Raw genomic sequence first — 13,882 nt, forward strand, 5'->3', positions numbered from 1 at the left:
TGTATTGGAGGTAGATAACATGGCATTGGTACCATACGTTGTAGAACAGACTAGCCGCGGAGAGCGAACATACGATATTTATTCTAGATTGCTGAAAGACAGAATCATCTTTCTTGGAGATGAGGTAAATGATGCAACTGCAAGCCTTGTTATAGCACAGTTGTTATTCCTTGAGTCAGAGGATCCTTCAAAGGATATCTCGTTATATATCAACAGCCCGGGTGGATCAGTTACAGCCGGAATGGGAATATATGACACAATGAGATATATCAAGTGTGATGTTTCAACAATATGCTGTGGAATGGCAGCGAGCATGGGAGCATTCCTTCTTGCAGGAGGAACAAAGGGCAAGAGATATGCGCTTCCAAACTCGGAGATCATGATACATCAGCCACTTGGTGGAACTCAGGGGCAGGCAACAGAGATAGAGATCGCAGCCAGACATATATTAAAGACAAAAGAGAAACTCAACAAAATGCTGAGTGAGAATACAGGAAAACCACTTGATGTTATCGCGGCAGATACAGATCGTGATAACTGGATGACTGCTGAGGAGGCTTGTGCATACGGCCTTATCGACAGCGTTATAACAAACAGATAATACAGATAGAGATATCTGATATGTAGAAGATGTATCAGTTGGTTGGAGCCAGCCTGCAGAACCGGCGGTGTATTCGCAGATTCTGGAAAAGACTGGCTCCAGACAATTATAAATAGTGAATAATCGAGGTATTGTAATGGCAGATCGTAGTGACGAGAGAAAACAGCTCAGATGTTCTTTCTGTAATAAGACACAGGATCAGGTTAGAAAACTCATAGCCGGACCTGGGGCTTACATATGTGATGAATGCGTAGAGATATGCTCAGAGATAATAGAAGAAGAACTGGTTGACGCAGGACTTGATTCAGATGGTGATATCAATCTGTTAAAGCCAAAGGAAATAAAAGAATTTCTTGATGAGTATGTAATAGGTCAGGAAGAGGCAAAAAAGGTACTGGCGGTTGCCGTGTACAACCATTATAAGAGAATACTTGCGCAGAAGGATTTTGAGGTTGAATTACAGAAGAGTAATATCCTCATGGTTGGCCCAACGGGATCAGGTAAGACATATCTTGCCCAGACCCTTGCAAAATTGTTAAACGTTCCTTTTGCAATAGCAGATGCTACAACTCTCACAGAGGCTGGATATGTAGGAGAGGATGTTGAGAACATTCTCCTGAAGCTTATACAGGCCGCTGATTATGACATAGAGAGAGCTGAGCATGGAATAATCTATATTGATGAGATAGACAAGATCACAAAGAAGAGCGAGAACGTATCCATAACCAGAGACGTGTCGGGTGAGGGCGTTCAGCAGGCTTTGTTAAAGATAATAGAGGGCACTGTGGCTTCAGTTCCACCTCAGGGTGGAAGAAAGCATCCGCATCAGGAGCTTATCCAGATCGATACGACCAACATATTATTCATATGTGGTGGTGCGTTCGAGGGACTGGAGAAGATCATAGAGAACAGAGTTGGCCAGAAATCAATTGGCTTTAATGCAGAGGTTATAGAGCAGTCAGAGCAGGACGTTGGACAGCTCCTCAAGCAGGTTATGCCACATGACTTTGTAAAGTATGGACTTATCCCTGAATTTGTGGGAAGAGTTCCTGTTGCAGTGACTCTGGATCTTCTGGATGAGGATGCACTTGTGAGAATACTGACAGAGCCAAAGAGTGCAATATGCAAGCAGTATAAGAAGCTTTTTGAGCTTGATGGAGTTCAGCTTGAGATAGAGGATGATGCACTCAGAGAGATAGCAAAGGAAGCTATGGAGCGTAAGACCGGAGCTAGAGGACTTCGAGCTATCATGGAGAATGCTACACTTAATCTTATGTACGAGATCCCTTCAGATCCAACTATAGAGAAGTGTGTTATTACCAAGGGTGTCATAACAGGCGATGAAGAACCTGTACTGACTTACAGAGATCCATCAGAGGATACAGACCTTCCTAAGAAAAAGGTAAGGAAGAAAAAGGCAAATACAGATAACGGCGAGAGTGCATAGTCATTATTGCCGAAATGAGACGTTACAACGCTGACATACATTTGCGCCCTTATAAGCCTTTAAATGTGCAGTGTTGATAACGTCTTATTTTTTAATGATATATACGGAGATAACAGGTATGAATGAGAAAATGTTAGAGATGACAATGATTAGTCTTGACGATGGCGTGGTTATGCCGGAATTGTCCTTCTATCTTGATGCGACAACGCGTGAAGCCTGCGAGGCGGTGGGACATGCAGTCAAGAATGAGGAATGTATATTTCTGGCAAATCCTGTTCATAAGAACGGCGATAAGACAGTTTCGTTTTATGAGATAGGTGTCATAGCCAGGATAAAGCAGTTTGTCAGACTTCAGAACAAAGGCATGAGAGTTCTCATACAGACTGAGAAGAGAGCGCGCCTTGTGGATTACAGCAAGGATAAATATTATGTGTGCCACGTGACAGATGTGGAGGAGACTAACGACATCAGCGAGGATGAGGAGAAGGCTATACAGAGCATACTCAAGGAAAAGCTTAAGGAAGCATTTGACGAGGGTATAGTGAAGAACAACGTTCTGTACAGGGAGATACGTTCATTCAAGTCTGTCAGAAAGCTGGTTGACAGCATGGCCGACTATGTGAATATATCTGATGACAACAGGCAGGAGCTTCTGGAGATGCTAGATGTCAGAAGCCGCGCTATGAGGTTGATACAGATAATGGAGGAAGTTCTCGGAATCGGCAAGATCAAGAAAGAGATCATGGAAAAGGTCAATCAGGAGACCGCTGAGAATCAGAGAAAGTATGTGCTCAGAGAGCAGATGTCCGTTATCCGTAAGGAGCTTGGTGACGACGGCGTAGATGCAAATGTCAGAGAATTTCAGAAGAGACTCGATGAGGCGGGCTGCAGCCAGGAAGTATACGATAAGATAGAAAAAGAGATAAATTACTATAAGGGCATACCTCAGAATGCAGTTGAGAGCAGTGTGTCGGCAAACTATATCGATGTGATGCTCAGCTATCCGTGGAATGTGTCAACGGAAGATAATAATGATCTGCAGTCAGCCATAGACATACTTGACAAAGATCACTATGGCCTTGAGGAGGTCAAAGAGAGGATCGTTGATTATCTTGCTGTTCATATATTGAGCAATAAGGGGGACCTTCCGATCATTTGTCTTGTGGGACCTCCGGGAACAGGAAAGACATCCATAGCAAGGTCGATAGCCCGTGCAACATCGAGGAAATATGTCCGCTTATCACTGGGCGGAGTCCACGATGAGGCGGAGATCCGAGGTCACAGGAAAACATATGTGGGAGCTATGCCTGGAAAGATTGTACAATCCATGATAAAGGCAAAGACGAACAACCCGCTCATGCTTCTCGATGAGATAGACAAGGTGAGCAGTGATTACAAGGGAGACGTGTCATCGGCACTTCTCGAGGTGCTTGATGGTGAGCAGAACAAAGAGTTCAATGATCACTATTTTGGAGTGCCGGTGGATCTGAGCAATGTGCTGTTCATAGCAACGGCGAACGACATCTCCGGTATACCGGGGCCGCTCCTCGACAGAATGGAAGTCATAAATATATCGGGATACACGGAGAATGAGAAGTATCATATAGCAAAGCTGTACCTTGTGGAGAAGACCCGTGAGAAGAACGGACTGACAAAATCTCAGTTCAAGATAGATGCCGGTGCCATAAGGGAGATCATAAGCCACTACACGAGAGAGGCGGGAGTCAGAAGTCTTGAGAGGAATATAGACAAGGTGTGTCGGAAGGCCTGCCGCAAGATACTCACCGGTGAGATGGATGTGGTCAAAGTCACAAAGAAGAATATCCAGGATTTCCTTGGCCCATACAAATATAAAGATGAGAATGGAAATCTGAAGAATAAAATTGGCGCTGTCAGAGGCCTTGCTTGGACGGCGGTTGGCGGTGTCACTCTGGAGATAGAGGTCAATGTGCTTCCGGGGACAGGAACTCTTCAGCTCACAGGTAAGATGGGCGATGTTATGAAGGAATCCGCTTATGCGGGAATGAGTTATATCAGATCCCTCAAGGAATCACTGGCGCTTGGAGACGATTACTTTGCAAAGCACGATTTCCATATCCATATACCGGAGGGGGCAGTTCCAAAGGATGGTCCGTCTGCCGGAATAACCATGGCGACAGCGTTGTATTCAGCCATATTTAACGTGCCGGTTAATGGCAGAATAGCGATGACAGGAGAGATAACTCTCAGAGGAGAGGTGCTTCCTATTGGAGGCCTGAAGGAGAAGCTCCTTGCAGCCAAGATGATCGGTGTTAAAGATATACTGATACCGGCGAAAAATGAGAGCGATTATCTGGAGCTGGATGAAGAGATAACATCGGGAGTCAATATTCATTTAGTGGAAGACATGAGGCAGGTGCTTGACCTTGCCCTTGTCAGATAAGGAGAAGTGTATGATAGTAAAGAGCGCTGAGCTTGAGACTGTGTGTGGAATTACAAGTAAATTACCTGATAACGATCTCCCGGAGATCGCATTTGCCGGCAAGTCAAATGTAGGAAAATCATCTCTGATAAATGGGCTGCTTAACAGGAAGTCGCTTGCCAGAACATCCGCGCAGCCAGGTAAGACACAGACGATCAATTTCTATAATGTAAATAAAAATCTGTACTTTGTGGATCTGCCGGGATATGGATATGCAAAAGTATCGGTGGAGATAAGAGCAAAATGGGGCAAGATGATCGAGAGATACCTTCACGGTTCTCCGCAGCTCAAAAAGGTATTCCTGCTGATAGACATAAGACATGTGCCATCGGAGAATGACTGCATGATGTATGACTGGATCGTGGACAATGGCTATGAGCCGGTGATCATTTGCACAAAACTGGACAAGATCAAGAGAAGCCAGGTTCAGAAGAACTTGAAGCTCATACGTGAGAAACTGGATCTTGTTCCTGGAACAACGATGATACCGTTCTCCGCACAGACAAAGCAGGGAAGAGATGAGATCTGGAATCTCATAGAGGAGACACTGGCACAGGAGCAGCAGTAAAGTAATATGAACATATAGTCAGATAAATAGACAAAAAAATGACTGAGAATATCGAGGAGTATAATTCTTTTCGGTATTCTCAGTCATTTTTATGCTGATATTAGCTGGATGTGTTGGATGCCCATAACTGTTTTACGAGTATATCATATATCTCAGTGCTTTTCTGACGCCAGTTGTCACATATGGCAACAGCCACGGCCTGGGTAGGCACGCTGAACTTTATATCCAGCAGCGGCTCGTTCCTGTCGTTGATGACGCAGGAGACGGTATATTCATTGGAATCGTTGAGGTAGTAGTCAGACTGTATCTCAGTTTCCTTTTTGAGGTTGATCTGCTGTTTCTCAAAGAAATCCAGTATATCCTGTTTGATGGCATATGGGATCCTGTTCTCGAACATGCTCAGGGCTTCCTCACCTTTGTAGGTTATCTTATAATGGGATGCGCCTCTTATGCTTGATACATATACAAATTCGCTTTCTATAAGTCCGTTTATGGCTTCCTGAAGAGTGAAATAATTGGTGTAGCCCTTCTCCAGAACAAAGTCTGAAATCTGTGAATTGGTCAGAGTGAAGTTAACTCTGTCAAGCATATAGAGCACTATGAGTTTATATAATACAATAGATTCGGTTCCCATATCGTGTATCCTTTGTTAAAATGTTTGTCCGTGCTGATGAACGGACAACATTCATATGATAACATTAGTAAAATTTAAAATCAATATATTTACAATTGTTCTATTTATGTTATAATAAGCGAGAATAATATGCGTGCTTAGCGCATTTTTATTTTTTTACCGTAATTGAATTTGATGTATCATTGAGAGACACTACTTATTTCTTAGAGTGTTTATATTCCCATAATACTTAATTTATTTGTTAATCATTGGTTTCAGTGAAAGGAGACAATTATATATGGATTTTAGTAAAGCTTCTCTTGCAGAGTTGCGTCAGTTTACCAAGGATAATGGTATAAAAGGCTGCTCGGGAATGAAGAAGGCGGAGCTTGCGCAGTTCCTCATAAAATATGTGGAGGAGCATGTGACAGCGGTTTCAGTGGAAAATAAGAAAAATGTGTCAGAGCCTAAGACCGAGCATGTGGTCAGAGAGACAGCCGGAGACACAGAATACAGAAAAACCAGGATAGTACATCACTCTGAGGGCTCAAGAGGTGATGATTTCAGGGAGAACAATGGACAGAGACGTATGAGAAGAATGGCTACATATCAGGATCACAGCCAGAATCAGGAGAGATACCAGGATAGAGGTCAGAATCAGGACAGAAACCAGGAAAGGTATCAGGACAGAGGTCAGAGCCAGGAGAGATACCAGGACAGAGGCCAGAATCAGGACAGAGTCCAGTCAAATCAGGCGGCACAGAACGTGAACGAGTATCTGCCGGAGCTCGACAGTGGAAGACAGGCTCACGGAATACTTGAGGTCATGCCTGAGGGATATGGCTTCATAAGAAGTGCAAACTATCTTCCGGGAGATCAGGATATATATGTGTCACCGGCACAGATCAGAAGATTTGGTCTCAAGACAGGAGATATAGTCACAGGTAATATAAGAAACAAGACACAGGGAGAAAAGTTCAGTGCCCTTTTATATGTGGCAAGCGTGAACGATGAGGATCCTGTGGTCATAGCGGCCCGCAAGAGCTTTGAGGAGATGACCCCTATCTTCCCTAATGAGAGGATAGAGCTTGACGGAGACGGTGCTCCTATCCCTATCAGGATGATCAATCTTCTTGCCCCTATAGGTAAGGGACAGAGAGGCATGATCGTTTCACCACCTAAGACAGGAAAGACGACTCTTCTCAAGCAGATCGCAAAGCAGATCAGCAGAAGATATGAGGATATGCACCTGCTCGTCCTTCTCATAGATGAGAGACCTGAGGAGGTAACAGACATAAGAGAGTCCATAGAGGGCCCTAATGTGGAGGTTATCTATTCAACATTTGATGAGCTTCCAGAGCATCATAAGAGAGTGTCAGAGATGGTCATTGAGAGAGCAAAGAGACTTGTGGAGTCCAAGAAGGATGTCGTGATCCTGCTCGACAGTATCACACGTCTGGCAAGAGCGTATAACCTCACGGTCGCTCCTAGCGGAAGAACTCTGTCAGGTGGTCTTGATCCTGCAGCGCTTCACATGCCAAAGAGATTCTTTGGTGCCGCCAGAAACATGCGTGAGGGAGGAAGCCTTACGATCCTTGCCACAGCGCTGGTCGACACGGGCAGCAAGATGGATGACGTTGTATTTGAGGAGTTCAAGGGAACCGGTAACATGGAGCTTGTGCTTGACAGAAAGCTCTCAGAGAAGAGGATATTCCCTGCCATAGATATAGCAAAATCCGGCACCAGAAGAGATGATCTTCTGCTCAACAAGGAAGAGCAGGAGGTTGTCACAGCCATTCACAAGGAGCTCATGGGAAGTAAATCAGAGGATATTCTTGAGGATGTCAGAAAGCTGTTTGTTCGTACCAGAAACAACAAAGAATTTATCCACTATGTAAAGCAGTCACTTCTCAGAAAATAACAGCAGGATTGTTGAGATGATTTTGTCAAAAAAATCAAAAAACTGCTTGCATTGTACTGGTCACTATGTTAGAATACAGAAGTTGTGTTATGAAGAACCCTGGCTTTATGCCTGTTCTCATATATAAATATATATGTAAAGAGGTGAAAAAGAATGCGTAAAGGAATACATCCAGATTACTATCAGGCAAAGGTTGTATGTAACTGTGGTAACGAGTTCGTTACAGGATCAACAAAGGAAGAGATTCACGTAGAAATTTGCTCAAAGTGTCATTCATTCTACACAGGTCAGCAGAAGGCAATCAAAGCACGTGGTAGAATTGATATGTTTAATAAGAAGTATGGCGTTCAGGCCAACTAATAAAAACGTTGATAGCTTGAGGTTATTTTACAATAATCTCAAGCTGTTTTTTTATTATCCAGTTAAATATACCGATAGGAGATTGGCGTGAAGAGAGTAAGAATAGGCGGTCAGGCTGTCATGGAAGGTGTCATGATGAAAAATGGCGACAGATATGCGGTGGCAGTCAGAAAACCGGATAAAGATATAGAAGTGAAAGTTGTGGATTATGTGTCCATGGCATCGAGAAGTGTATTTTTCAGAGTTCCTATAATCAGGGGAGTTGTCAATTTCGTGGAATCCCTCGTGATAGGAGTGAAGACCCTCACATACTCAGCATCGTTTTACGATGACGAGGAGCCTGAGAAGGCGGAGAAAGAGAAAAAAGAAAAGAAAAAAGAGAGGACACCTGAGCAGCAGAAAAGAGCGGACGATGCGGCGATGATAGGTACAGTGTTATTTTCACTTGTATTTGCCATCGCGTTATTCATGATGCTTCCTGCATTTATCGGGGAACTCATAGACAAGGTTATAGATAACAGGATCATAATGTCTGCCATAGAGGGAGTTATAAGACTTGGAATATTCCTGGGATATGTGGCACTCATATCGCTTATGAAGGATATACAGAGAGTGTTCATGTACCATGGGGCAGAGCACAAGACGATCAACTGTTTTGAGGCTGGGGTGCCACTGACTCCGGAGAACGTGAAGAAGTATTCAAGATATCATAAGAGATGCGGAACAAGCTTTCTGTTCATCGTAATGATAATAAGCATAATTGTTTTCATGTTTATAAGCGCAGATACGGCATGGCTCAGACTTGTCATAAGACTGCTGCTGGTTCCGGTAATCGCCGGTATATCATACGAATTTATAATGTTTGCTGGCAAGAGTGATTCAAAGCTTGCAAATGCGCTGTCAGTTCCGGGAATGTGGGTTCAGAGACTCACCACAAGGGAGCCGGATCTTGACATGATAGCAGTTGCGATAAAGTCCGTGGAGGCAGTTATAGACTGGGAGGCATACCAGGACGCCATGCACAAGGGCGAGATAGAAGATTAAAGGATTTCGATAGAGATGAAGCTGTGTGAACTTTTGAGAATGGGACGGGACAGGCTGGAGAAAAGTGATGTTCCTGATGCGGATATAGACGCTGATATATTGTGGCAGTACCTGTCGGGTATGAACCGTATGGATATGATCATGGCCAGAGAAGATGACGTGGATGATGATAAATCGGAAGCCTACATGAAGCTCATAGAAAAGAGGAGCACAAGGATTCCGCTTCAGTATATCACAGGTGAGCAGAATTTCATGGGATATGATTTTGATACCGCAGAAGATGTGCTCATTCCAAGGATGGACACAGAGACTCTTGTTGAGACGGCATTGAAGCTTGTAAAGGACGCTGACCATAACGTTGATGTTTTGGACATGTGCTGCGGTTCGGGCTGCATAGGAGTATCGTTTGGACTCTGGAACAAGAACAGCAGGATCGTACTTGCCGATGTATCTGAGGCAGCGATCGGTCTTGCAAGGAGAAATGTAGCGAAACTGTGTGCAGGGGATGATAGATTTGAAGTGGTCAGGACGGATCTCTTTGAGCAGATATCCGGGAAATATGACCTCATACTGTCGAATCCTCCATATATAAGAAGTGATGTCATAGAGACACTCATGCCGGAGGTCAGGGAGCATGAACCACATCTGGCACTTGACGGAACGGCGGATGGATTGTATTTTTATAGAATAATAGCCGATAAGGCGAGAGAATATATAAAGGATGAAGGATATGTTGTATTCGAGATTGGCAATGATCAGGCAGAAGATGTACAGTACCTCCTTGTAGATTCAGGTTATGACGATATACATGTTGTACAGGATCTGAGTGGTAATGACCGGGTGGTGTACGGCAGATATGACAGAGAAGATAACCGGTAGATTTAACGCTGCAGGAGACAGCGTGACAGAATGAATATAGAGAGGTATAGATATGTTTGACAGATTAGAAGAACTTGTAGATAAGCTTGATACGATAAATAATCAGCTCACCGATCCTGATGTTGTGTCAGATCAGAACAAATTCAGAAAGCTCATGAAGGAGCAGAGCGATCTCTCACCTATAGTTGAGAAGTACCATGAGTACAAGGATGCAAAGACTACCATAGAGGACAGTCTTGAGATTCTTGAGGAGGAGAGCGACGAGGAGCTCCGCGAGATGGCAAAGGAAGAGATGAATGAGGCAAAGGCGAATCTCGAGACCATAGAGCAGGAACTCAAGATTCTTCTGCTTCCAAAGGACCCTAACGATTCCAAGAACGTAATCGTGGAGATCCGTGCCGGTGCAGGCGGAGATGAGGCTGCTCTGTTCGCATATGAGGTGTACAGAATGTACCAGAAATATGTTGACCAGTTCAAGTGGAAGGTTGAACTTATGAGTGTCAACGAGAACGGTATCGGAGGATTCAAGGAGGCTGTGTTCATGATCACCGGAGACGGTGCGTACTCCAAGATGAAGTACGAGAGTGGTGTACACAGAGTACAGCGTATACCTAAGACAGAGTCAGGCGGAAGAATCCATACATCGACCATAACAGTTGCGGTTATGCCTGAGGCTGAGGAAGTTGATGTAGAGATAAATGAGAATGATATAAGGATAGATGTAATGCGAGCATCAGGAAACGGTGGACAGTGTGTCAATACAACCGATTCGGCAGTACGTCTTACACATATACCTACAGGAATAGTGATCTACAGCCAGACAGAGAAATCACAGCTCCAGAACAAGGCAAAGGCATTTGCCCTTCTGAGATCAAAGCTGTACGACATGGAGCTCCAGAAGCAGCATGACGCAGAGGCTGCGGACAGAAGAAGCCAGATAGGAACAGGAGACAGATCAGAGAAGATCAGAACATACAATTTCCCTGAGGGAAGAGTTACAGATCACAGGATCAAGCTCACATTATACAAGCTTGACCAGATCATGAACGGAGATCTGAATGAACTTATAGACAGTCTTATAGCGGCTGACCAGACAGCAAAGCTGGCACAGGTGAATGAGGAGGAATAATATGGCAGCGTGGAGTGACAATATAAGAAAAGTAGAACCTTATGTTCCGGGTGAACAGCCTAAGGATACAGATGTGATAAAGCTCAATACGAATGAGAATCCGTACGGCCCGTCACAGAGAGTGAAGAATGTAATGATGGATATCGATACACTCAGATTATATCCGGATCCAACAGCATCGGCACTTGTCGATGTGCTTGCAGAGTATCACGGAGTTGATCCTTCACAGGTATTTGTGGGAGTGGGTTCGGATGATGTGCTTGCCATGTCGTTTCTTACATTTTTCAACTCTGACAAACCAATATTGTTCCCTGACATTACATATTCCTTCTATGATGTGTGGGCAGAGCTTTTCAGTATCCCTTACGAGAGACCGGCACTTGACGAAAACTTCAGGCTGGTGAAGGAGAATTACTACAGAGAGAACGGGGGAATCGTATTCCCTAATCCAAATGCCCCTACAGGAATATACGAGGACATAAAGAATGTGGAGGATATAGTCAGCCACAACAAAGATTCGATAGTCATAGTAGACGAGGCGTATATAGATTTCGGCGGCGAGTCGGCACTTGGTCTTATAGACAAATATGACAATCTTGTGGTTGTAAGAACGTTCTCAAAGTCGAGATCCATGGCGGGACTCAGGATAGGATATGCAATAAGCGACCCGGTTCTGATAAAGGCCCTCAATGACGTAAAGTATTCATACAACTCATATACAATGAACAGACCATCACTGATAATGGGAACAGAGTCAGTTAAGGACGATGAGTATTTTAAGGAGACTGTTTCAAAGGTGGTCGCCACGAGAGAGAGATTCGTGGAAGCTATAAAGCCACTTGATTTTACATGTCTTCCTTCGTCTGCAAACTTTGTATTTGCAACGCATAAGGATATTCCGGCAAAGGAGATATTCCAGGCTGCGAAGGATGCCCATATATATGTCAGATATTTTGACAAACCACGTATAGACAATTATCTGAGGATATCCATTGGTACGGATGAAGAGATGGATAAATTCACAGAGTTCCTTACAAATTATATACAGGAGAGATAATAAACAGACCGCTGTGCCAAAGGCATGGCGGTTTTTTCTTGATATGGCGGCAACAACTGTGCCAGGATTCCACTATAAAGCGCAGGATTCCACTATAAAGCGCACCAAAACTATTGAATTTGGCAGAGTTTTTCTATAGAATTCACCCATGAAATATTTCAGGAAAAAATATCGGGACGTTTCGTTTGATTTTGTTTGTAAAAGGAGAATTGAATGAATTTTGATGAATTTATAGCCAGAGTAGTGGATGAAATGAGAAGCAGACTTCTCAGACAGGGAGATGGATCAGACATCCGGGTCAATAAGGTTTTGAAGAATAATGGGGTGGAGCTCACTGCGATGAATGTGTGCAAGAGCTCTGAAGAGGTGTGTCCTACGATATATCTTGATCCGTTTTACAGGGATTATGAGCAGGGGATGGATTTTGATGTTGTCATGGAAGATATATGCAGGCTCAGAGAAGCGAACTGCAGGTGCAGGAAGCTTGATATACGCGATGTGGTGGATGAGACGAAGGTTATGGACAACATAATAGTGCGGCTTGTCAACAGGGAGCGAAATAGCCGGCTGCTTGAGAGTGCACCATTTATAGAGTTTAATGATCTTGCGATAACTTTCAGAAGGGTGCTGAGTCTGGATAACGACGGCCTGGCAACCACGATAGTCAACAATAATGATGTGAAGAGGTGGAGAGTCAGTCTGGATACATTGTATAAGAATGCACTTAAGAACACCCAGAGAATGTTTCCGTGTGTAAGGCAGAACCTTTTTGATGCGCTGAAGGGCAGATATGAAGGGATAGATTTCGATGACGACTGTGACAATGTGGACGAACTGTACATGTTGTCAAACACGCACGGTATCAATGGGGCCACGGCCGTACTGTATGATGGAATGCTTGAGGAGTGTGCGAATATGGTGGGTGATGACATATATATCCTGCCATCCAGTGTGCATGAGCTGCTGTTTATCAGGGCAAGTGCGGATTACACAGAGGATTATTACAAGGATCTCATAAGAGAGGCGAACAAGGTAACAGTGCCTGCCATGGATTATCTGTCTGACAGTCTGTATATGTACAGCAGGGAAAAAGGAAAACTCTTGATAGTCTAAAATGTTGACAAAATATATCCCATGACATAGAATAAAACCAGTGTTCTAAGGGCAAAAATTATGTTTAATGGGAGGAACAGACATTGGAGGATAGTTATATTTCGTGCAGAGATAAAATTGTCGCTTCAGCTATCGAACTAATTGGAGATTTGGGATTACATGCTCTTACACCGAAGAACCTTGCACGAAAGCAGAATATATCTGATACGCTGATATATAAGTATTTTGGGGGTATAGATGAGGTACTTATAGCGGTTGTGAACGAATATGCGGCATTTGATGTCAATATCCAGAGGACTGTTGAGAGACTTGACGGGACATACCTGGATAAGATCAAGTATTATGCAGATACATATGCAACATATTATGATAACTATATTGGTATGGGTGCGATAATGCTGCATTATGAAGAATTGCTTCATATGTCAGAGACGAGAGAGATCATCTCTGAGTGTATGTTGAAGCGTAATGATTTTGTGTGCACATTATTTCAGAGTGCGATTGACAGCAAGGAGATACGAGCGGTTTTCTCACCGAAGGAACTTACGCTCATGTTCAACGGAATTTTTACAGAGGGATTGCTTGAACGGAGAAACCAATACTCAAGGAAGAGTTTCAGGGTTGAGATCAAGGAGATGCTCAGTCATCTTGAGAAAGTACTTAGGTTGTAAAATTAGGGAGGAATTGTC

Annotated in this window: 13 protein-coding genes; 12 read left to right on the forward strand and 1 reads right to left on the reverse strand. The window is 43.7% G+C overall.

Translation table 11 applies throughout. The features are described from left to right. Positions 1-19: 19 nt before the first annotated feature. The 4 genes from clpP to yihA all read left to right on the forward strand — a co-directional run bounded on the left by clpP (position 20) and on the right by yihA (position 5,077). Positions 20-601 (forward strand): ATP-dependent Clp endopeptidase proteolytic subunit ClpP, encoded by a 582-nt coding sequence (gene clpP / locus DXD11_RS01920; RefSeq protein WP_015534163.1) that lies wholly within the window; start codon positions 20-22, stop codon positions 599-601. Between the two features lie 136 nt (positions 602-737). Next, positions 738-2,048, forward strand: coding sequence for an ATP-dependent Clp protease ATP-binding subunit ClpX (gene clpX, locus DXD11_RS01925; protein WP_022216030.1), 1,311 nt, complete (start codon positions 738-740; stop codon positions 2,046-2,048). A gap of 118 nt (positions 2,049-2,166) precedes the next feature. Beyond that, entirely contained in the window at positions 2,167-4,470 is a 2,304-nt protein-coding gene (gene lon, locus DXD11_RS01930) for an endopeptidase La (protein ID WP_118016627.1), read from the forward strand. Between the two features lie 10 nt (positions 4,471-4,480). Continuing rightward, the gene (yihA, locus tag DXD11_RS01935; protein ID WP_015534161.1) at positions 4,481-5,077 is read left to right on the forward strand and encodes a ribosome biogenesis GTP-binding protein YihA/YsxC; all 597 of its coding nucleotides are present in this window, start codon (positions 4,481-4,483) and stop codon (positions 5,075-5,077) included. A 100-nt stretch (positions 5,078-5,177) separates the two neighbouring features. On the opposite strand, the gene DXD11_RS01940 is transcribed toward yihA, so the two are convergent. Beyond that, on the reverse strand, positions 5,178-5,711 hold the full coding sequence (locus DXD11_RS01940; RefSeq protein WP_015534160.1) for a DUF4364 family protein: 534 nt from the start codon (positions 5,709-5,711) through the stop codon (positions 5,178-5,180). Between the two features lie 277 nt (positions 5,712-5,988). On the opposite strand from DXD11_RS01940, the gene rho reads away from it, so the two are divergent. The 8 genes from rho to DXD11_RS01980 all read left to right on the forward strand — a co-directional run bounded on the left by rho (position 5,989) and on the right by DXD11_RS01980 (position 13,864). After that, complete coding sequence (gene rho, locus DXD11_RS01945; RefSeq protein ID WP_055144179.1) at positions 5,989-7,611, forward strand: transcription termination factor Rho; 1,623 nt, start codon at positions 5,989-5,991, stop codon at positions 7,609-7,611. A gap of 153 nt (positions 7,612-7,764) precedes the next feature. Continuing rightward, positions 7,765-7,971, forward strand: a complete 207-nt coding sequence (rpmE, locus tag DXD11_RS01950; RefSeq protein ID WP_004853176.1) for a 50S ribosomal protein L31 — start codon at positions 7,765-7,767, stop codon at positions 7,969-7,971. Positions 7,972-8,058: 87 nt separating this feature from the next. Beyond that, positions 8,059-9,015, forward strand: coding sequence for a DUF1385 domain-containing protein (locus DXD11_RS01955; RefSeq protein WP_022216026.1), 957 nt, complete (start codon positions 8,059-8,061; stop codon positions 9,013-9,015). Positions 9,016-9,030: 15 nt separating this feature from the next. Further along, complete coding sequence (gene prmC / locus DXD11_RS01960; protein ID WP_015534159.1) at positions 9,031-9,894, forward strand: peptide chain release factor N(5)-glutamine methyltransferase; 864 nt, start codon at positions 9,031-9,033, stop codon at positions 9,892-9,894. 52 nt (positions 9,895-9,946) lie between these two features. Next, complete coding sequence (gene prfA, locus DXD11_RS01965) at positions 9,947-11,023, forward strand: peptide chain release factor 1 (protein WP_015534158.1); 1,077 nt, start codon at positions 9,947-9,949, stop codon at positions 11,021-11,023. Between the two features lies 1 nt (position 11,024). Then, positions 11,025-12,080 (forward strand): histidinol-phosphate transaminase, encoded by a 1,056-nt coding sequence (gene hisC, locus DXD11_RS01970; RefSeq protein ID WP_118757662.1) that lies wholly within the window; start codon positions 11,025-11,027, stop codon positions 12,078-12,080. A gap of 213 nt (positions 12,081-12,293) precedes the next feature. Beyond that, entirely contained in the window at positions 12,294-13,193 is a 900-nt protein-coding gene (locus tag DXD11_RS01975) for a DUF5688 family protein (protein WP_117548820.1), read from the forward strand. Positions 13,194-13,276: 83 nt separating this feature from the next. After that, positions 13,277-13,864, forward strand: a complete 588-nt coding sequence (locus DXD11_RS01980; protein ID WP_117548821.1) for a TetR/AcrR family transcriptional regulator — start codon at positions 13,277-13,279, stop codon at positions 13,862-13,864. The last annotated feature ends 18 nt before the right edge of the window (positions 13,865-13,882 follow it).

Source organism: Coprococcus sp. TF11-13, from assembly GCF_003481085.1.
Taxonomy (GTDB): domain Bacteria; phylum Bacillota; class Clostridia; order Lachnospirales; family Lachnospiraceae; genus Coprococcus; species Coprococcus aceti.

Bases quoted from the DNA above. Each gene is read 5' to 3' on its own strand.
- clpP (WP_015534163.1), top strand. From the start codon at position 20: ATGGCATTGGTACCATACGTTGTAGAACAGACTAGCCGCGGAGAGCGA.
- clpX (WP_022216030.1), top strand. From the start codon at position 738: ATGGCAGATCGTAGTGACGAGAGAAAACAGCTCAGATGTTCTTTCTGT.
- lon (WP_118016627.1), top strand. From the start codon at position 2,167: ATGAATGAGAAAATGTTAGAGATGACAATGATTAGTCTTGACGATGGC.
- yihA (WP_015534161.1), top strand. From the start codon at position 4,481: ATGATAGTAAAGAGCGCTGAGCTTGAGACTGTGTGTGGAATTACAAGT.
- DXD11_RS01940 (WP_015534160.1), bottom strand. From the start codon at position 5,711: ATGGGAACCGAATCTATTGTATTATATAAACTCATAGTGCTCTATATG.
- rho (WP_055144179.1), top strand. From the start codon at position 5,989: ATGGATTTTAGTAAAGCTTCTCTTGCAGAGTTGCGTCAGTTTACCAAG.
- rpmE (WP_004853176.1), top strand. From the start codon at position 7,765: ATGCGTAAAGGAATACATCCAGATTACTATCAGGCAAAGGTTGTATGT.
- prmC (WP_015534159.1), top strand. From the start codon at position 9,031: ATGAAGCTGTGTGAACTTTTGAGAATGGGACGGGACAGGCTGGAGAAA.
- prfA (WP_015534158.1), top strand. From the start codon at position 9,947: ATGTTTGACAGATTAGAAGAACTTGTAGATAAGCTTGATACGATAAAT.
- hisC (WP_118757662.1), top strand. From the start codon at position 11,025: ATGGCAGCGTGGAGTGACAATATAAGAAAAGTAGAACCTTATGTTCCG.
- DXD11_RS01975 (WP_117548820.1), top strand. From the start codon at position 12,294: ATGAATTTTGATGAATTTATAGCCAGAGTAGTGGATGAAATGAGAAGC.